Origin of the sequence: Brevibacillus sp. WF146, assembly GCF_001673705.2 — a bacterium.
In the GTDB taxonomy this organism is placed as follows: Bacteria; Bacillota; Bacilli; order Brevibacillales; family Brevibacillaceae; genus Brevibacillus; species Brevibacillus thermoruber.
On the sequence record NZ_CP109943.1, the window covers coordinates 3925001 to 3943941 of the forward strand.

An 18941-nucleotide genomic window follows, 5' to 3' on the forward strand; every position below is an offset into this window, starting at 1 on the left:
TTTCCCCAACGGCTTCCACACGGTCGGCTGCTCCCGGACCGGCTGGTCGAGACTGACCTTGCGCACCTCGGTCAGCGATACCGCCTCTCTCGGCAGGTAGCCGGCGATCCCCTTGGAGGACAGAACGCGGTACCACTTATCCGTTTCGCCCAAAATATCGACGGCCTCGCCATTGGGCAGCTCGGCCACATAGGGGGAACGGTGCGTCGCCTCCAGGCGCAGGCGCACCGGATCGTCCCCGCTGACGACGCTCCCCTGCTGCACGGCGTATCCTTCCTTTTCCACCCGCAGCACCCCGGTGTCGGGATTGCGGCTGAACGAGTAGCGGTACAGTTTTTCCAGAGGCTCGAGCGGAATGTAGCGGGTGCCGTTCACTTCCTTGACGGGCACCTGCAGGGAAACCGGCCGTTTGTTCAGGTGCGCGACCAGCTCCCCGCTCTGCATGCGCAGCACCTTGTCCCTGGTGGTCACGATCACTGATCGGGTCGGCTCGTCCCAATAGATCGTGGGATCGAGGTGTTCCTTGAGAAATTCAAACGGCAGCAGCACCTGCTCCGCTTCCAGCAGATACGGCTTGTCGTACAGGCTGCCCTGCCAAACGATCGCCTGCCGGCTGCCTCCGTACGGCTCGACGTGTTCATTGGACGGTTTGACCATCAAATACCAGTACGCCGCGGCGGCGATTGCCACCAGCAGCAGAAGCATCGGGGTCACGCGCTTTCGCTGGCGCTTGAATCGAGGGCGAGGGGCCATTCCCACTTCCAGACTCACAGATTCGCTCTCCTTGCACACGGTCCGCCGGCCCGAAAGAGACCGGCAACCCGGTAGTTTCCACTTTTTTGATCATATGGCATTGTCGGTCGATTCACAACCTTTCGTCTGCAGGAACATGTTGGGAAACCGTTCCCTTCCAGAAAGACGAAGCAGACGAAAAAAGGTTACACCGGCAGAAAAAAACACCTTCTCTCCAACAGGAACAGCCGGTTGAAGCAGAAGGTGTTGATCCGGGGCGCACGCCGCTCAATGGGTTTTCTTTTGGCACTCTTCGCAAACGCCGTAGATCTCCATGCGGTGCCCGGTCACGCGGAACCCGACCGACTCGGCCGCCGATTCCTCCACGTCCCGCAGGTACGGGAAGTGGAAATCGCGGATGGCTCCGCACTCCGTACAGATGGCGTGGTAATGGTCTTCCTCCACGTTGGCGTCAAAGCGGCTGGACGCGTCCCCGTAGGTCAGCTCGCGAACCAGGCCCGCCTCCTTGAACACGCGCAGATTGTTGTAAACCGTCGCCACGCTCATGTTGGGAAACTTGCCCTCCAGAGCCTTGTATATCTCGTCAGCCGTCGGATGCGTCATGCTGTCCAACAGATAGGAGAGGATGGCATGACGCTGAGGTGTCATACGTACCCCGGTATTTTTCAGGATTTCAACAGCTTTTTCCACTCGCTGTGACATTGTGTTACACCCCACAGTCTTTCGCAAGACAAACGAACAAGCGTTTCTTGTTTGTGATTGATTAGAATTACTTTAAATAAGTGTACGTCTAGTCGGCGAAAGCTGTCAATATCCATTCCGCTGAAAAAGGGAATGTGAGGGGCCTCCGTCCATCATTTGGCCGCGGTCCGCTTTTCCGTTTTCTTTTTCGCTGCCGTGGATGTTGACCGCGATTTCTTCGCCTCTGTCTGGGCATACCTGCACATCTCCCGCAGCGGACAGGAGCCGCACTGAGGATTGCGCGCGGCGCACACCCGACGTCCGTGCCAGATCAGCCAGTGATGGGCGTCGGACCACTTCTCCCGCGGAATCCGCTTCATCAACTGCCGCTCCACTTCGTCCACGTTGTCGCTTTTCGCCAGACCCAGCCGGTTGGCTACGCGGAAGACGTGCGTATCGACTGCGATGGCCGGCACGCCAAACGCGTTGGAGAGGACGACGTTGGCCGTCTTGCGCCCGACGCCCGGCAGCGCCTCCAGCTCCGCATGGGTTTGCGGCACTTCGCCGTTGTACTTCTCGTAGAGGATGCGGCAGGTCTCCAGGATGTTTTTGCTCTTATTTTTATACAAACCCAGCCCTTTTATATGCTCTTCCAGCTCTTCCTGCGTCAAATGGATGAAATGCTCCGGCTTGTTGAACTTTTGGAACAGGGGGCCGGTGATTTCGTTTACCCGTTTGTCCGTGCACTGCGCCGAGAGAATCGTGGCGATCAAGAGTTCGAACGGCGTTGTGTAGTTCAGCTCGCAGTGAGCGTCCGGGTACATCTGATAGAGGGTATCGAGAATTTGGTCGACAGGTACTTTTCGTTGCGCCATTGGTATGTCCCCCTTTCCTCTTCATTATACGTCCGCCGTCAACCCGTCATCCTGTCCTTAAAAAATCGCGGCAGGTGATGGCAGGGCCGGACCAACCCGGTGTAGAATACCATTGGAAGAATGTTACACAGGGAAGGTGATGTGGGTGAAGGTATTTCTCACGGGTGCCACCGGTTTTGTGGGAAAAGGCGTGCTGTCCAGGCTGACGGCAGCCGGCCACGAGGTCACCTGTCTGGTCCGTCCCGGTTCGGAGGCGAAGCTCGCGCGGGCGGAGGTGCACACAGCGCAGGTCACTCCGGCGCCGGGAGACTTGTTCGACCTGGATTCGCTTCGGCGGGCGATGGAAGGCTCTGAAGCGGTGATCCATCTGGTCGGCATTATCCGGGAACAGCCGCAAAAGGGCGTGACGTTTTCCCGCATCCACGTCGAGGGTACGCGAAATGTGCTGCAGGCGGCCGCACAGGCCGGCGTCCGCCGCTTCGTCCAGATGAGTGCGCTGGGAGCGCAAGCCGGTGCCGCCAGCGCCTATCACCGGACCAAGCACGAAGCCGAGGAACTGGTCAGAGCGAGCGGCATCCCGTACGTGATCTTTCGCCCGTCGGTCATCTTCGGGCCGGGAGACGAGTTTGTGAACATGCTGGCCCATTTGATCAGGCTTCCCGTCACCCCCGTCATCGGCGACGGTTCCTACCCGCTGCAGCCCGTCGCCCGCGAGACGGTATCCGACGTCTTTGAACAGGCGCTGACGCGGGAGAGCGTCACTGGCCAAACGTTTGAAGTGGGAGGTCCCGCGCCTCTCAGCTACGGCGAGATTTTGGACGCCATCGGAGAGGTGATCGGCAAGCGGCACGTCCGCAAGCTGCACATCCCGGTGGGGCTGATGAAGCCGGTTGTCACGCTGATGGAAGGCTTCTCCTTTTTCCCGATTACCCATACGCAGCTCACCATGCTTCTCGAGGGCAACGCCTGCTCCGACACGGAAGCCCTGTACAGCGCGTTTGACACGCCCAAGATCCCGTTTCGCCAAGGAATTGCCCAGTATGTCCGATGACCGGAACAACCCCCGATCACGCATCAGGGGTTGTTCTGCCTTTCAGCGAATCTCCCGGATGCCTTTGCCGCCGCGGTACGCGTGCAGGGTCCGAACATCGCCAACGGCAGCGAAGCCGTACCGGCGGTAAACGCGCTCCACGCGATCATTGATCGGGAAGACCAAAAGCCGGGCACCGCCCGTCTCCAAAAACCGCTCCTGGGCATGGCGCAGCAGATGGCCGATCAAGCCGCGGCCGCGGAATGCAGGCAGGGTAGCCACGTTTTCCACCCGCATGTACTCCCCGGCGCGAAGCAGGCAGAGCGAGCTGGCCGGTTCGCCGTCGACACGCAGCAGGTAATGCGCAAAATCGGGATGGGCAAACTCCATGGCAAACGCCTTCTCCCTGACGTCGCGGCCGCCCAGCTCCGGAATCGACTCGACGATGAGGCAGTCGTCGTAATTGGCCGCCGTCACCGGTTCGATCGCAATCCCTTCCATCGGCCGCACGTCAGCCAAGCCCCCCTGCCACAACTGCATGGGCGCAGGCAGCGATTCCGTCTGAAAGCCGTGCCGCTCCAACGCCGAAATCAGCGGCTGCTTGTCCTCCGGCGCGTACACGTACAAGCGGGGAATGATGCCGCGCTGCGAAAAAAACGCAGTGGTCTCACGGACAATCGCTTCCGCTTCGGCTTCCCCGGCGACCGGTCGGAACACATGGGCGTGATTGGCATCGTAGTGCATGGGATTTTCTTCGTTGACAAACAGCAGCCCCCAGGAACGGGCCTCCATTCGGGAGAACGCCCGCTTGTACGCGATGTCCGTCTGTTCCGCAATCGACAGGATTTCAGCCTGAGAGAGGACAGCCACTCTGGGTCACCTTCCTTCTTTCATGATGGGAAAACGGCGGACACGGCGCAGCAGATGGCCGATTGGCTGCGACGCGCTCCGTCTCCAGGTTGTGCTCAGCGTAAGCAGCGAGACTACCGTCAAGGGTTTGGTCGTCTAAACGTCCGCCGGTTCGACGGCATATTCCTCGCGAGTAGATAAAAATTTTAAAAAATTAAGATTTTTTGCTCGGCAAGTTGGAACCTCGTGATCCTGCCTTTGCCCGGATTGCTCCCTATCTGTTCAGGGGCATGGCCGGACCGGCCGCTCCTGTTCAACCAGCGGCCGGCGACCGGGCCTTGGCACTCACGGCAAACAAGCTGCTCAGGCGCTGACTGCCCCCTGCCTTCTGCCTTCTACCTTCTGCCTTTTACTGATGCCCGTGCTACACGGTCAATCCGTTCCCTGTTCGTGCAGATGCTGCTCCGCCCGGCCCGTTTCCCGGTTGACCCAGCGGGCGACGACAAACAGGTAATCGGAGAGACGGTTCAAATACTTGACCACCGCGCCGTTCACCTGCTCCTGACGGCTGACCAGCACCGCCTTGCGCTCCGCTCTCCTCACTACCGTCCGCGCCACGTGAAAAGCGGCCGCAGCGGGGTGGCCGCCGGGCAGGATAAAGTTGGAGAGCGGCGGCAGGGTCGCGTCCAGCTTGTCGATCTCTTCTTCCAAAAACTGAACATCCTCGTCGCGGATCGGCCAGCCCACCGGTTTTCCTTCCGGCGTCGCCAGCTCCGCTCCGATGTGGAAGAGCTTGGTCTGCACGACGTGAAACACGCCCCGCAGTTCGTTCCAGGCTTCCCCGTCAGGCAGCAGCGACAGAGCCAGCCCGATGGCGGAGTTGGCCTCGTCGCACGTGCCGTACGCCTCCACCCGGTCGGCGTGCTTGGGAACGCGCACGCCGGATACCAGGGACGTTTCCCCTTTGTCGCCCGATTTGGTATAGATTTTCACAAACAGCCCCCCATTCCCGTTATTTCCCTGGAAATCGACAACACGCTGCTTTTCGACGCGCCGCCGGTTCACATGGCTTCGGCCACCACAATCAGCTCGGTGCTGGCGGCGTCAAACGGCGCCTTGGCAAACGAGCCGAACCGCTGCGTCACTTTCAACCCGTTGAGCCGCAGCAGGTGGTGCAGCTCCGCCGGAAAGATGTAGCGCAGCGTAAAGCGGCCGGTCACCCGCTCCGTCACCACTCCTTCCGGGGAGATCCGCTCGTAGGTCCGGGTCACCTCGGCCAACTGCTGAAAGTGGTCGTAGCGGGTGTAATCCCACATCGCGATCTCTTCGCCCGAATCCAGCCGGTAGGTTCCGCGCAGGGACATTTTTTCGCTCTCCTCGTAGAGATGGGCGATTTTCGGGACGAACACGTTCATCACGAACTTCCCGCCCGGCGCCAGGTGACGGCGGATGCAGGAGAGGGCCTTCATCTGCTCGTGGATGTGCAGCAGGTGCAAAAACGAGCGAAATGGAATCATCACCAGCGAAAAGGTTTTGCCCAGATCAAACGCCCGCATGTCTCCCTGCACAAACGAAAGCTGTCCCGACACTCCGCGCTCGTCCGCCTTTTTCCGGGCCCGCTCCAGCATCTCGGCCGACAGGTCCAGCCCGGTGACGCTCACCCCCGCCTCTGCCAGCGGAATGGCGATGCGTCCGGTACCGCAGGCGAGATCCAGTACCTCACCTCCGGCAGCGCGGGCCATCTCCAGGTAAAATTCGACGTCTCCCGGCAGGCCGCGCTGCGTCACATCGTAATACTCCGCCCAACGATACATGTCGCTCATGATCTCTTCACCTACGCCTGCATGACTTCCGAATGGAGGTAGGCCAGCACCAGCTTGGCCGTGTTTTCCAGGGCCTCCTTGTGCGTCCGCTCGTGGGAGTGGGACGCGTCCACGCCGGGCCCGATCAATCCGTGCACGATGTCGTATCCGGCCCGGAGCGCGGCGCTGGCGTCGGAGCCGTAGTACGGGTAAATGTCCACCTGGTAGTTCAACCCATGCTCCTCGGCCAGCTTCACCAGGTGTTTGCGCAGTCCGTAGTGGTACGGGCCGGACGAGTCTTTGGCGCAGATGGAGACGCAGTATTCGTCCGTGGTCTGGCCGTCGCCGATCGCACCCATGTCCACCGCCAGATACTCCACCACCCGTTCCGGCACGCAGGCGTTGCCGCCGTAGCCGATCTCCTCGTTGTTGCTGATGAGAAAATGGGTCGTGTACGGCAGCGTGGCTCCACTCTCCCGCAGGTGTTTCAGCACGCCGAACAGAATGGCCACGCTGGCCTTGTCGTCGATGTGGCGGGATTTGATAAACCCGCTCTCGGTAACGGTCACCCGCGGGTCAAACGAAACGAAGTCACCGACGCGAATGCCCAGCGCCAGCACGTCTTCCCTGCTGTTTACCTTTTCGTCCAGCCGCACTTCCATGTTATGCTCGGTGCGCTCCATTTTGCCCGCTTCCCGGCCGTAGACATGGACCGACGCCTTTGTCGAGAGGATCGTGCCGGTAATGATCCGGCCGCTGTCCGTCTCGACCATGCAGTGCTCGCCCTCCACCGCGTTCCACTCGAAACCGCCGATCAGGGCCAGTTTCAGCCGGCCGTTCTCCTTGATCTCCTTCACCATCGCGCCCAGCGTGTCCACGTGGGCCGTCAGCAGCCGCTGCTTGTCGTCGTTGCTGCCGGGCAGGGTAGCCAGCACCGCTCCCTTGTTGGTGCGCACATAGCCGATGCCCAATCGGGTCAGTTCTCCTTCCACCAGGGCCATCACTTTGGCGGTATTGCCGGAAGGACTGGGCGTGTTGGCCAGACGGCAAAACATCTCCACCATGTAGTCGGTCGATACGGTCATTGTGTTTCCCCCAATCGCTTGCGTTATATGCTGCAGCATCCTCGTAAAAGAACCTTCCTCGCCGAGTGAGCCCGACAGAAGGCTGTTCCTATTGCTGCTGCAGTTCCCTGATCGTTTGCAGAACTTCCTCGACGTGCCCCTTCACCTTTACCTTGGGCCACGCCTTGACGATCGTGCCTTCCGGGTCGATGAGAAACGTGGAGCGTTCAATGCCCATGTATTCCCGTCCGTACATCTTTTTCAGCACCCAGACGCCGTACGCCTCCGCCACCTGGTGATCCGGGTCGGCCAGCAGCGGAAACGGCAGCTCGTGCTTGGCGGCAAACTTGTCATGCGATTTGACATCGTCGGGGCTGATGCCGAGCACGACCGTGTTCAGCTTGGCAAACTCCGGGTGATAGTCGCGAAAATCGCACGCTTCCGTCGTGCAGCCTGGGGTCATGTCCTTGGGATAAAAGTACAGCACCACGTATTGGCCGCGAAAATCCTGGAGAGAAATCGTCCGGTTGCTGTTCGCCTGCAGGGTAAAATCAGGCGCCGCTTGTCCCACTGCTACCATCGTTGGATCCCTACTTTCCGCTTCGATTTTCTGCTTGACATACCTGTCTCATTTTACCACAAAGCGGCAGACCACTTCATCCGCTTACACGTTGCGCTTTTGGAGAGAAAACGATAGAATGAATGGATAGTAAATTCGTAAAGAATAAAGAATTATAAAAAATTTGGCGTAGTTGCTGGATGGTGAATCAATCATGAAAGAGTTTTTTCAGGTAACCGAACCGGAAGCCCTTAAATCTCTTGCCATACCGGAGCGTGTAAAAATTTTGGAACTGTTTGAAGACCTGGAGCCGCGCACGGCGAAGCAGATCGCGACCGAGCTGGGCGAAAACGCCGCCCGCCTGCATTACCACGTGAAGGAGCTGGTCCGCGTCGGTCTCTTGGAACAGGTGGACACCCGGGTCAAAGGCTCGATTGTGGAGAAGTACTATCAGCCTGTGGCCAAGGTGATCCAGGTCAAGCTGCAGTTGATGATCGAAGAAAACGCGCAGCAGTTGAGCGACATCATGTTTACGCCGTTCCGCACCACGGAGCGGGATTTGATGCGGACGCTCAACCGGTTTGTGGCGAGCGATGTGGACGTGCGCAAAGAGTACAAGGACACGTTCGCATTTAATTTAACTGAATTTTATTTAAATCAAGAAGAACGGAATCAACTGGTGGACGAGATCAGCGAACTGCTGCAAAAGTACAAGGGGCTGAAAAACGAAAACGGCCGCCGCAAGTTCAAGTTCTTTGACGTGCTGTTTCCGCTGACGCCCCCCGATCCGGCCGAAGACGAGGGCGACGCGTTTGAGGACAGCGACGAATAACGGCTCCGCCTGACGCATAGGAATGACTGCACACGAAAACCATCCCACGCGATGGTTTTCGCCATGTTTCGTGCAAGGGAGGCTTGCGATGCGCACCATCCTGTTTGATTTTGACGGCACCGTCGCGGATACGCTGCCGCTGATTTTCACAGCGTTTCGCTCGACGTTTCAGCAGTTTCACCACCGCCGCTACGCGGACGAGGAGATCGTCGCCATGTTCGGACCGACGGAGACCGGCATCCTGCAGGCGAAGATCCCGCCAGACCAGGTGGAACAGGCTCTCGACCACTTTTTTCGGGTCTACGCGGAAGGGCACCGGCACGTGCACAATCCGGCGGAGATCGCGCTGATGCTGGACCGGCTGCGCGAGGCCGGCATCGTTATGGGCATTGTCACCGGAAAAGGGCGGCGCAGCGCCGACATTTCCCTTCAGGCGTGGGGGCTGGCCCGCTACTTTGACGTGGTGATCACCGGAGACGACGTTTCCAGGCCAAAGCCCGATCCCGAAGGCATTCTGTCCGCGATGGAACGGCTGGGAGCACGCGCCGAACAAACGCTGTACGTGGGGGACAGCGACGCCGACGTTCTTGCGGGTCGGGCCGCCGCCCTGGTCACGGTCGGCGTCGACTGGCTGCCTGTCACGCAAAAAGCGGGCCGTTTCCAGCCCGAACCGGATTACCTGTTTACCGACCCCGGGGCCTTCGCCGATTGGGTCCTGGGGTAGCGAAAGCCGCAGTAACGAAAAGCGGGCACCCGATATGCGCGGGTGCCCCTTTTGTTTTCGCCCCGCCAGCCGAAGGGCGGTTTAATAGGCGCGGGCGAACCAGACGGTATGCTTGGCTTCCCCGCCGCAGGCGATGCAGGTATGCTTGACTGTCGGCGGCTCAAACGGAATGTTGCGGGAGGTGAACTTGGTCTCCTCCTTCACTTTCGCTTCGCAGGCGTCGTCGCCGCACCAGCCGGCCAGCACCCAGCCGGCGATGCTTTTTTCGCTTTCCGCCTTGACGATGTGCGCCTTCAGCGCATCGAGGGTGTCGATGTCCAGATGGGAGTGAGCGGTTCGGAACGCCAGCGCCTTTTCAAACATGTTCCGCTGAATCTCTTCCAGCAGGTCGGCGACCGCTTCCACCGCCCGGTCCAGGGAGACCGTCACCTTCTCGCCGGTATCGCGACGGGCCAGGACCACCTGTCCGTTGTCCACATCGCGCGGACCGATCTCCAGGCGAATCGGTACGCCGCGCATTTCCCACTCGTTGAACTTCCAGCCGGGCGTCTCTTCGCGCAGGTCCGCCTTCACCCTCACGCCCGCCGCTTTCAGGGCGTCGAACAGCGGATTGAACTTCTCCATCACCTTTTCCCGCAGCTTGACCGGACCGACCGGGATCATCACGACCTGGGTCGGTGCCACGCGCGGCGGCAGCGCCAGCCCGCGGTCGTCGCCGTGAACCATGATCATCGAACCGATCAGACGGGTGGACGTCCCCCACGAGGTGGTATGAACGTACTTGAACTGATTGTCCCTGTCGAGAAACTTGATGTCAAAGCCTCTGGCAAAGTTCTCGCCCAGGTAGTGCGAGGTGCCGGCCTGAACGGCTTTGCCGTCCTTCATCATCGCTTCGATGGAATACGTGTCGATCGCGCCGGCAAAGCGTTCGGTCGGCGTCTTCTGCCCTTTCCAGACGGGAATGGCCAGCTCCTGTTCGACCACCTCGCTGTAGATGTCCAGCATCTGCATCGTTTCCTGCCGCGCTTCCTCCTCGGTGGCGTGGGCGGTATGCCCCTCCTGCCAGAGGAATTCGGACGTGCGCAGGAACGGCATCGTCCGCTTTTCCCAGCGGAAGACGTTGGCCCACTGGTTGATCAGCACCGGCAGGTCGCGATAGCTCTGAATCCACTGGCTGTACATGTGGCCGATGATCGTCTCGGACGTCGGCCGCAGCGCGAGCCGCTCTTCCAGCTTTTCGCCGCCCGCTTCGGTCACCCAGGGCAGCTCCGGATTAAAGCCTTCCACGTGCTCCTTCTCTTTTTGGAAAAACGACTCGGGAATCAGCATCGGAAAATAGGCGTTGCGGTGGCCGGTCTCCTTGAACCGCTTGTCCATCGCCGCCTGGATCCGCTCCCACAGCTCGAAGCCGTCCGGCTTGAACACGATGCAGCCGCGGACCGGGGTGTAATCCATCAGATCCGCCTTGGTAATCGTGTCGATGTACCAGCGCGAAAAGTCCTCCGACTGCGGGGTAATCTCCTTTACAAACGCTTTTTCGTCTGCCATGTGACACACTCCTCGTAAAAAAATAAACCCCCATCCCAATAGGGACGGGGGAATTACCCGTGGTACCACCCTGATTGACCGCAACGGCGTGCTGCGGCCCACTCAACGCCCGATAACGGCAGGGCATCCGGCATGGCTCATCGCCAGCGGCTCCAGGATGGGGAGCAGATACGCCTGTGCATCGGCCTTCCAGACAAGGGCCGACTCTCTGGAACACGGCCAGTACCTGCGGGTCCTTTCATTGCCTTTGGTTAGGCACTATCATAGCAAGCCAAGAAATCATTGTCAATTTGCCGCGCGGAGGTTGAGCCGGCCGGACAGCTTGAGGTACAGCGGATACGCTGCCAGCGAGAGCACAACCCCTTTGAGTATGTTAAACGGCACGATGCTGTACAGGACAAACGACCAGACGCTGTCCGCCTGGAACTGGGCCAGGAGCTGCTCCAGCGGCACCTGGTAGAGAGCCGCGTAGGCCGGCAGCAGGAAATAGGCGTTGGCGACCGCCATGACCGCCGTCATCAGCACCGTTCCCAGCACAAGGCCGGCGGCAAAGCCCTTTTTCCCCATGCCCCGGCGCTGCAAATAGATGGCCGCCAGGATAAAGCTGGCGCCTGCGACCACGTTGGCCACCTCGCCGATCAGCAGGCCGTCCGTATTTTTCAACAGCATGTGCAGCGCGTTTTTCAGCACTTCCACCAGCACCCCGGCGACCGGTCCGTAGAGCAGGCCCCCGATCAACGCGGGCAGCGTGCTGAAATCCAGCTTCAGGAACGGCGGCAGCATCGGTACCGGAAACTCGAGATACTGCAGAACAAACGCGACCGCCGCCAGCATGGGAATCGCCACCAGCCGCTGGGTCGCTTGCGATGAGCGCATCGCTGTTACTTTCATCTGTACCATCTCCTCACGTGTTTCTTCCTTCTGATGAGGAATGGCAACGAGTACGTCCCACCTGCCCGGCCGTCCATCCGAACCAATCGTAAAACAAAAGCCCTGAGGATTCGTTTCTCCTCAGGGCTTGCGTACGCGGACAGCGACCCATGACTGCGCCAAACAGGTATGCGAAATCGAAGGGGTCCCGATCGGGCATGCACCCCCCGCATCCCGCACCCGCGCACAGGCAAACAAGCACGTGCGGTGTACGTACTGTCGTCATCCTTCTCCCATCCAGACTGTACTGTCGGCTCCGGATTCGCACCGGATCCTGCACTCCCAGGCGTTTCCGCCAGGGAGGCTCGCGGGCTTACGCGCCTTGCGCGATCACCGCCGGTCGGGAATTTCACCCTGCCCCGAAGGAATTGTGGTATTGGTTGTTACCAGCTTATTATACGGCGTCGCCGATTCATTTGACAATGCCGGAAGTGTCTCTGCGCATTTGCCGGACGAACGACCGGGGGCTCCGCTGTTCCCCGCCTGAAGCCAAACGTTACCACATTGAAACAGGCGCGTGTGGTGGTTTTAATTCTCGCCTATACGCCGATTCGTTCACGAAAATCTCCCCTGATAAACAAAAAGACTCACCCTGGTCCGCTTTGTGTAAACACAAGTCGCGTGGTGAGTACTAGATTGCCTGTCAAGGGAAGAGCGGGTCACGACCCCGCTCCTCTGTATTTGCGCACGCCCCAGTTCCAGACGGCGAGCCCGATGCCGAAAAAGATCACGCCCATGACCGGCGTGAACGCCGCGTAGGTGTACCACGTCTCCTTGCGCAAAAAGTAGGCGGCCGGGTAGACGCCGACGAAGGCGAACGGCAGGATGTACGTCAGCACGAAGCGAATCACCTTGTTGTACACGTCCACGGGATAGCGGCCGTACTGCTGGATGTTCCAGATCATCGGCGCGATGCCCGTGCGCGAGTCGGAGAAAAAGCTGATGGCGGCAATCGCCGTGTACACCCCGGCGTAGATCAGCGCCCCGCCGATCACCAGCACGACAAACACCAGCGGATCGTACCAGTGGAAGGACAGATCCAGCTTGAAAGCGGCGTAGCCCATGATGATCAGCCCGGAGATGACGCCGAAGATGCGGTCCGGCGCCATCGATTCCAGGCACACCTGGGCCAGGTTGTGCAGCGGCCGGGTCAGGATGCGGTCCATCTCGCCGCGGATGATGTAGCGCTCGTTGAAGTCCCAGAAGCTGAAAAACATCGAAAACAGCGCATACGGAATCAGGAAGAATCCGTAGATGAAGATGATTTCGTCCCGCGTCCAGTCTTTCAGCAGCGGCACGTGCTGAAAGACGACGATGATGAAGACGAGATTGATCAGCTCGTAGATCAGATTGGAGACCAGGTCGCCGAAAAAGTCGGCCCGGTACGCCAGCCTGGTCTTGAAATACTGTCCGAGGTAATCGGCAAAGACGCCGATGATGTGTCGCGCGTTTTGCATCGGCTACCCTCCCTGCACGACCAGTTTGTGACGGGCCCGCCGCCACAGGATCAGGATCGGCATGAAAATCACCGCGATCCACACAGCCTGCAGCCCGATCAGCTCCCACGCCCGCTCCGGCGAAATCGCGCCGGTGAAGATCAGGCTGGGATAGTAGTTGATCGCCTGAAACGGCAGCCAGCCCATCAGCGTCTGGGCCCAGCCGGGGAAAAAGCTGATCGGCAGCACCAGGCCGGACATCAGATCGACGATCACCCGCTTGGCCCGCATCATCCCGTCGTTGCGGAACAGGAAAAAGGTAAACAGGCCGGTCAGCAGGTTCAGCTCCGTGTTGATGACAAACGCGAGCATGAGGCTGACCAGGTACAGGCCCCAGGCTTCCGGCGTTCCGGGGAAGCGGAACGGGATCAACAGGCTGACCAGAAAGATGCCGGGCGCCGCGAAAAAGAGCAGGCGAAAGACGCCCTCGCCGAACGCCTGCGCCGTTTTCACGGACAGATAATTGTAGGGCCGGATCATCTCGATGGCCACCTTGCCTTCCCGCACGTCCTGAGCGATCTCCATGTCGATGTTGTTGAAGTAGAACGCCCGGGACATCCAGGCGATGGCGACGTATGCGGTCATCTGCTCCACGGTGAGGCCGCCGAGCTGCTGCTGGCCGCCGTAGATCGCTCCCCAGAGGAAGTAATAGGCGCCGATGTTGATCGCGTAGATGATGATGCCGCTGTAGTAGTTCACCCGGTAGGCGAGCATGGTCAGAAACCGGATGCGGATCAGTTCCAGATAGAGTTTACCCATGGCTGACGACCTCGCCGTCGGCCGAGTAGATGTTGCGCACGATGTCTTCCGTGCTGGCCTCCTTGATCTTCACGTCGCTCACCTCAAACGAGCCCATCACCACGGACAGGACGAACGGCAGCATGTCCTGGCTGCGCACCACCTTTACCCGCAGCGAGAACTCGTTGTCCCGCAGGATTTCACAGGGCAGCTCGCCGAGCGCCGCCCGCAGCTCTTCCGGCGCAGTCCGCTTCTTGAACTGGAATGCCACCTCGGTGCCGTTGCCCCACTTCTCTTTCAGTTCAGCCAATTGGCCGTCAAAGATCAGCCGGCCTTTGTCCATCACCAGCACCCGCTTGCAGAGCGCCTCGATGTCGGACACGTCGTGCGTGGTCAAGAGGATCGTCGTCTGTTCCGTTTCATTCAGGTTGCGGAGAAACTCCCGGATTTTCTGCTTGACCAGCACGTCCAGCCCGACCGTCGGCTCGTCGAGAAAGAGCAGCTTCGGCTTGTGAATCAAGGCGGCGGCCACTTCGCAGCGCATGCGCTGGCCGAGGCTCAGCTTGCGCACCGGCTGGCTGACGAACGAAGCGATGTCCAGCTCCTCGATCAGGCGCTCCAGCCAGCGCTCTCCCGCCGCGTCGTCCACCTTGTAGACGTTTTTCAGCAGGCGGAACGATTCCAGCGGCGAGAGGTCCCACCAAAGCTGGGAGCGCTGTCCGAAGACGACGCCGATGGAGCGAACGTACTGCTCCCGCTGCCGGTACGGCACGTAGCCGTTGATGACGATCTCGCCGCCGCTCGGGGTGAGAATCCCCGTCAGCATTTTGATCGTGGTTGATTTGCCGGCCCCGTTTTCCCCGATCAGGGCGAACATCTCCCCTTCCTCGACGGTAAAGGAAATGTCGTCAACCGCCTTGACCGTCTTGTACTCCCGGCTGAACAAGTCGCGAAACGCACCCGCCAGGCCGGCACGGGCCTGATGGATGCGAAACTCCTTTTGCAGATGACTGACACGAATCATGACAACCCGTCCTTTGCTTGGCCTCTACGTAATCCATAGCTAAGTTTAGCGAAGGCCACTCATTTCTGCAAAATCAATTGTGCTGGAAAACGCTGTGCGCCTTTTTTTCGCTCTGCGGCTTCGTCTTTCCGAAACAAACCCCCACCTCCCTCGTCATACCGTATAAAGGATCGACTTTCCCCTGAAAGGAGTCAACCCGCATGCGTCACTCCCTGCTTCGTCTTCTGCTGTCCGGCATGATCCTGACAGGCTGTTGGGCAAACGTGCCGCCTTCCGACAAGCCGGAACCCACAACCGCCCCCGCTGCCTCTCCCGACTCTTCCCGCCAGACCTCTCCGGACGAATCGGTGTCCATTGTGATCACGCCCGCTTCGCCCAAAGTTGACGGAACCATCACCCTGCACGAGTTTCCCGAAGCCATTTCGCTCTCCCGGCAGGTCCCGGGTGCAGCGGTCGCGTTTACGGCCCGGCTGGCACGGGATGAAACGGTCACATGGCGGTTGGGAACGGATGAAGACGCCGCGGACGGCTGGTCGGTTTTACGCCCGCATTTTCCCCTCAACGAAGCGTACGTCATCACCGCAGAGGTACTGGGAGACAGCGGTGAGGTGCTGCAAACGGTCACGCTTGATTCGGTGGTGGCGCTGGACAGAAACGCGCCCCATCTCTTCGACGAACGTTCGGCCAAAGCCGGCGACGTGGTTGCCGGAATGACCATCACGTCCTTTTCCATGACACCGTTCCCCGACATGCCTCTCTCGTACGCGGGAATCGTGGAATTCGCCGGCGAAACGACGGTGAAAGCGACGTACCAGCACTTTGGAGCGGAGACGGAATTTTTGGCCAATGCCATTTGCTTTCACGTGGACCCGGAATACGAGACGCGACTCCCGCGCAGCCTGGGAGATGAGCGGGCGACGTTTTTTTGCGCCAAAAACGCGGACGCGATCCGCGCGCATGTCGGTCCCGCGGGAAGCACCGGACACGCCACGGTGCTCCTTGACCACTACACCTTTGACTACCGCCCCACCGAGACCTGGAACCGGGCCACCGTCGTCAAGATCGACGCCGAACCGGACCCCAATCTGTTCGACGAGACCGCCGTCAAAACGGGCGATGTGGTCGCAGAGTGGACAGTCACGGCCATCGAGAAGACGGGAAATACCTACCATGACTTTGGCATCATTCGCTTTTCCGGCGAAGCCCGGGGCACCGGTACTTTTTATCAGGAAAATGCCGAAACGGTCTGTTTTGAGCCGGATCGTTCATTTGCAGGAAAAATCCCCCGCAGCCTGCAGGAGCCGCGGGGGACGGGGGTGTGCGCCGCAAACAGCCGGGACGTGCTGGCCAAACTGGGGAACGTGACGAACCGCCGTGGAGAACTCGTGATCAGCGACTACCGGTACGACAAGCGCGACTCGATCGATTCCTTCAACCAGGCGGTGTTTGTGGACTATCGGCTGCTGGACAGGTAGATCACCATCCCGGTTTTATCGTCCGACTTTTTGAAGCGGGGATAGGCGATGCACTCGGGGTCGACGTTTTCCAGGGCGAGCAGGTCATCGGCATAGGCCTGCAGCCCTTTTTTCACGATTGGCAGAACCGTCGCCTCCCAGCCGGTCCACGCTTCTCCCCGGGCGGTCGGCCACAGCAATCCGTCTGTCACGAGCACGACGGCCTTCACGCCGGTCCGGTTGATCTTCCCGTACTCCAGAAAGTCGCGGCAGGCCGGATCGCCGTTCAGCACGCCGTAGCCGCCGTCCGTATTGGCCTGATACCGGTTGTCGATCAGAATATCGCGGACGTAGTCGATCAGTTCCGCCCTCGTCCGCATGCCCGCCTGGATGCCTTCCTCCCATTTGCGAAAGGCTCTCTCCTCCAGATGTTTGACCTGCGGATGGGTCAGGGCCCGCACCGTATCGTCCGCGTACACGGCAAACAGCATGCAATCCCCGGTCTGCGCGTAGAGAATCTCCTTCTCGCCGATCCGCACCGACGCCACAGCCGCGCCCCACAGCGCTTCTTTCCGGGACAGGTCCACCTGTTCGCTTTGCATCCGCTCCCGCAGACATGCATTGGCCGCGAGCAGGGCATCGAGCAGATCGCTGTCCGAAGACAAATGCTGCAAATGCTCTTTCACTACCCGGGCGGCGATCGCCCCACCCGTCATCCCCGCTTCGTCCGTATACGGGACCAGTGACGACACGCCGTCAATCACGGCGTACACGCGCTGGGACTCGTTGACGGCATAGGCGTCCTCGTTGGGGCTGCCGCCGCTTCCGGCAATCGACAGGCATTCGATTCGCATGATGGTTCAACCGCCTCCTTGCGCTCTGGAAACCACCGCAAAATTGTATCATTTTTCCAAACCCCCCGCCAGATGCACCTTTCCCGATTACGCCCCGGAGCCGGCTGTGGTAAGATGATGAAGGACTTTGTGGACAGAAAAGAGGGAGTACATATGAAACGAGATCGATCCGCGCAACTGCACGAAGAGGCGATGGAGGTCATCCTGGGAGGGGTGAACAGCCCGTCCCGCTCGTTCAAGGCGGTCGGCGGCGGCGCCCCCGTCACGATGGAACGGGCGCAGGGCGCCTATTTCTGGGACGTCGACGGCAACCGGTACATCGACTATCTGGCGGCGTACGGCCCGATCATCACCGGCCACGCCCACCCGCACATTACCAAGGCGATCGCTGAAGCGGCGGCCAACGGCACGCTGTACGGCACGCCGACGCCGTGGGAAATCCAGTTTGCCCGCATGATCCGCGAGGCGATTCCGTCGATGGAACGCATCCGCTTCAACAACTCCGGAACGGAAGCGGTGATGACCTGCATCCGCGTCGCCCGCGCGTACACGGGACGCGTCAAGATCATCAAATTCGCCGGCTGCTACCACGGCCACTCCGACCTGGTGCTGGTGGCGGCGGGGTCGGGGCCGTCCACGCTGGGCATTCCGGACAGCGCCGGTATCCCGCAGAGCATCGCCAACGAAGTGATCACCGTCCCCTACAACGACATTGACGCGTTTGCGGAAGCGATCCGCGTCTGGGGACATGAGACCGCCTGCGTCCTGGTGGAGCCGATCGTCGGCAACTTCGGGATCGTGCCGCCCAAGCCCGGTTTCCTGGAAGCGGTGAACCGGATCGCCCACGAGGCGGGCGCGCTGGTCGTCTACGACGAAGTGATCACCGGCTTCCGCTTCTGCTACGGCGGGGCGCAAAACCTACTGGGCGTGGAGCCGGACCTGACCGCGCTGGGCAAAATCATCGGCGGCGGGCTGCCGATCGGCGCGTACGGCGGCCGGCGCGAGATCATGGAGCAGGTGGCGCCGCTCGGCCCTGCCTACCAGGCGGGCACGATGGCGGGCAATCCGGCGTCGATCCGGGCCGGCATTGCCTGCCTGGAGGTGCTCCGGCAGCCGGGCGTGTACGAGGAGTTTGAACGGTTGGGGGCGCTCCTGGAAGAGGGTATTCGCCGCGCCGCCGATACACACGGCATCACCGTGCAGGTGAACCGCGTCAAAGGAGCGCTGGCCGTCTACTTCACGGACCGGCCGGTCACCGACTACGCCTCCGCCCAGGCGGCGGACGGGGAATTGTTTGCCCGCTTCTTCCGGCTGATGCTGGACGAGGGCATCTGCCTCGCGCCGTCCAAATACGAAGCCTGGTTCATCACCACCGCCCACACGGAAGACGACATTCGCGCCACCGTGGCGGCCGTGGACCGCGCATTTGCCGCGCTCGCGAAGTAACCGGGCAGAAATTGCCTGCGGGAGCCGCCAGCCGTCCCGGGCATACTAGCCTGTGACAGCACACAAACAGGAGGGAACCCCGTGTCCAAAGGCGAACACACTTACCCGCAGGCGCCGGAAAAGACAATGGACCCGAAGATGAGCTCCAAGATGATGGAGGTCGTGGGCTTCCAAAACCCGCGAAAAACCGAACATCACAAAACCCAACAGCACGACCGATAACCGGTGGACGAAAAAGCGCATTCCTCTATTTACCAAAGGGGAATGCGCTTTTTTTAAAGC

General features: G+C 60.3%; 20 protein-coding genes and 1 riboswitch (1 of these 21 cut by a window edge). Of the genes, 6 read left to right on the top strand and 14 right to left on the bottom strand.

The annotated features are described in order from the left end of the window. The 3 genes from A6764_RS19410 to nth form a co-directional block, all read right to left on the bottom strand. On the bottom strand, nt 1-771 hold the beginning of the coding sequence (locus A6764_RS19410; RefSeq protein WP_065067807.1) for a glycosyl hydrolase family 18 protein. It extends 960 nt beyond the left edge of the window; the window shows 771 of its 1731 coding nt (coding positions 1-771); the start codon lies at nt 769-771; its stop codon lies off the left edge, out of view. Between the two features lie 249 nt (nt 772-1020). Next, nucleotides 1021-1455, bottom strand: coding sequence for a peroxide-responsive transcriptional repressor PerR (perR, locus tag A6764_RS19415; protein WP_029100587.1), 435 nt, complete (start codon nt 1453-1455; stop codon nt 1021-1023). Nucleotides 1456-1607: 152 nt separating this feature from the next. Beyond that, nucleotides 1608-2309: an endonuclease III gene (nth, locus tag A6764_RS19420; protein ID WP_035298489.1), complete on the bottom strand. Its 702-nt coding sequence runs from the start codon at nt 2307-2309 to the stop codon at nt 1608-1610. A gap of 145 nt (nt 2310-2454) precedes the next feature. On the opposite strand from nth, the gene A6764_RS19425 reads away from it, so the two are divergent. Further along, the gene (locus A6764_RS19425) at nt 2455-3360 is read left to right on the top strand and encodes a complex I NDUFA9 subunit family protein (protein ID WP_065067806.1); all 906 of its coding nucleotides are present in this window, start codon (nt 2455-2457) and stop codon (nt 3358-3360) included. A 42-nt stretch (nt 3361-3402) separates the two neighbouring features. On the opposite strand, the gene A6764_RS19430 is transcribed toward A6764_RS19425, so the two are convergent. The 5 genes from A6764_RS19430 to bcp form a co-directional block, all read right to left on the bottom strand. After that, entirely contained in the window at nt 3403-4209 is an 807-nt protein-coding gene (locus A6764_RS19430; protein ID WP_083989876.1) for a GNAT family N-acetyltransferase, read from the bottom strand. A gap of 411 nt (nt 4210-4620) precedes the next feature. Continuing rightward, a complete protein-coding gene (locus tag A6764_RS19435; RefSeq protein ID WP_029100591.1) occupies nt 4621-5181 on the bottom strand; it encodes a cob(I)yrinic acid a,c-diamide adenosyltransferase in 561 nt (186 codons plus the stop codon). Between the two features lie 68 nt (nt 5182-5249). Continuing rightward, nucleotides 5250-6011 (bottom strand): class I SAM-dependent methyltransferase, encoded by a 762-nt coding sequence (locus A6764_RS19440; protein ID WP_065067805.1) that lies wholly within the window; start codon nt 6009-6011, stop codon nt 5250-5252. Nucleotides 6012-6022: 11 nt separating this feature from the next. Continuing rightward, nucleotides 6023-7075 (bottom strand): M42 family metallopeptidase, encoded by a 1053-nt coding sequence (locus A6764_RS19445; protein WP_065067804.1) that lies wholly within the window; start codon nt 7073-7075, stop codon nt 6023-6025. Nucleotides 7076-7163: 88 nt separating this feature from the next. Continuing rightward, the gene (gene bcp / locus A6764_RS19450) at nt 7164-7634 is read right to left on the bottom strand and encodes a thioredoxin-dependent thiol peroxidase (RefSeq protein ID WP_029100594.1); all 471 of its coding nucleotides are present in this window, start codon (nt 7632-7634) and stop codon (nt 7164-7166) included. A gap of 193 nt (nt 7635-7827) precedes the next feature. Between bcp and A6764_RS19455 the strand changes: the two genes are divergently transcribed. Continuing rightward, nucleotides 7828-8445 carry a winged helix-turn-helix domain-containing protein gene (locus A6764_RS19455; RefSeq protein ID WP_029100595.1) on the top strand — a complete coding sequence of 206 codons (618 nt, stop codon included), beginning with the start codon at nt 7828-7830 and terminating at the stop codon, nt 8443-8445. Between the two features lie 88 nt (nt 8446-8533). Further along, nucleotides 8534-9169, top strand: a complete 636-nt coding sequence (locus tag A6764_RS19460) for an HAD family hydrolase (RefSeq protein WP_065067803.1) — start codon at nt 8534-8536, stop codon at nt 9167-9169. Nucleotides 9170-9250: 81 nt separating this feature from the next. Here the strand turns inward: A6764_RS19460 and proS are convergent, their stop codons facing one another. The 5 genes from proS to A6764_RS19485 form a co-directional block, all read right to left on the bottom strand. After that, nucleotides 9251-10717: a proline--tRNA ligase gene (gene proS / locus A6764_RS19465; RefSeq protein ID WP_065067802.1), complete on the bottom strand. Its 1467-nt coding sequence runs from the start codon at nt 10715-10717 to the stop codon at nt 9251-9253. Between the two features lie 285 nt (nt 10718-11002). After that, the gene (locus A6764_RS19470) at nt 11003-11608 is read right to left on the bottom strand and encodes an ECF transporter S component (protein WP_065067801.1); all 606 of its coding nucleotides are present in this window, start codon (nt 11606-11608) and stop codon (nt 11003-11005) included. 260 nt (nt 11609-11868) lie between these two features. Beyond that, nucleotides 11869-12018: riboswitch (FMN riboswitch) on the bottom strand. A gap of 288 nt (nt 12019-12306) precedes the next feature. Continuing rightward, complete coding sequence (locus tag A6764_RS19475; RefSeq protein ID WP_029100599.1) at nt 12307-13104, bottom strand: ABC transporter permease; 798 nt, start codon at nt 13102-13104, stop codon at nt 12307-12309. Between the two features lie 3 nt (nt 13105-13107). Continuing rightward, a complete protein-coding gene (locus tag A6764_RS19480) occupies nt 13108-13902 on the bottom strand; it encodes an ABC transporter permease (protein WP_065067800.1) in 795 nt (264 codons plus the stop codon). Beyond that, nucleotides 13895-14905 (bottom strand): ABC transporter ATP-binding protein, encoded by a 1011-nt coding sequence (locus tag A6764_RS19485; RefSeq protein ID WP_035298501.1) that lies wholly within the window; start codon nt 14903-14905, stop codon nt 13895-13897. The genes A6764_RS19480 and A6764_RS19485 overlap by 8 nt, the downstream gene beginning before the upstream one ends. A 200-nt stretch (nt 14906-15105) precedes the next feature. On the opposite strand from A6764_RS19485, the gene A6764_RS19490 reads away from it, so the two are divergent. After that, complete coding sequence (locus A6764_RS19490; RefSeq protein WP_065067799.1) at nt 15106-16380, top strand: hypothetical protein; 1275 nt, start codon at nt 15106-15108, stop codon at nt 16378-16380. Here A6764_RS19490 and A6764_RS19495 read toward each other — a convergent pair. Beyond that, on the bottom strand, nt 16359-17213 hold the full coding sequence (locus A6764_RS19495) for a protein phosphatase 2C domain-containing protein (protein ID WP_065067798.1): 855 nt from the start codon (nt 17211-17213) through the stop codon (nt 16359-16361). The two genes, A6764_RS19490 and A6764_RS19495, sit on opposite strands and share 22 nt — an antisense overlap. A 153-nt stretch (nt 17214-17366) precedes the next feature. On the opposite strand from A6764_RS19495, the gene A6764_RS19500 reads away from it, so the two are divergent. Both A6764_RS19500 and A6764_RS19505 read left to right on the top strand, forming a co-directional pair. Next, the gene (locus A6764_RS19500; RefSeq protein ID WP_143863481.1) at nt 17367-18659 is read left to right on the top strand and encodes a glutamate-1-semialdehyde 2,1-aminomutase; all 1293 of its coding nucleotides are present in this window, start codon (nt 17367-17369) and stop codon (nt 18657-18659) included. 81 nt (nt 18660-18740) lie between these two features. Next, entirely contained in the window at nt 18741-18881 is a 141-nt protein-coding gene (locus A6764_RS19505) for a hypothetical protein (protein ID WP_162836754.1), read from the top strand. Nucleotides 18882-18941 lie beyond the last annotated feature (60 nt).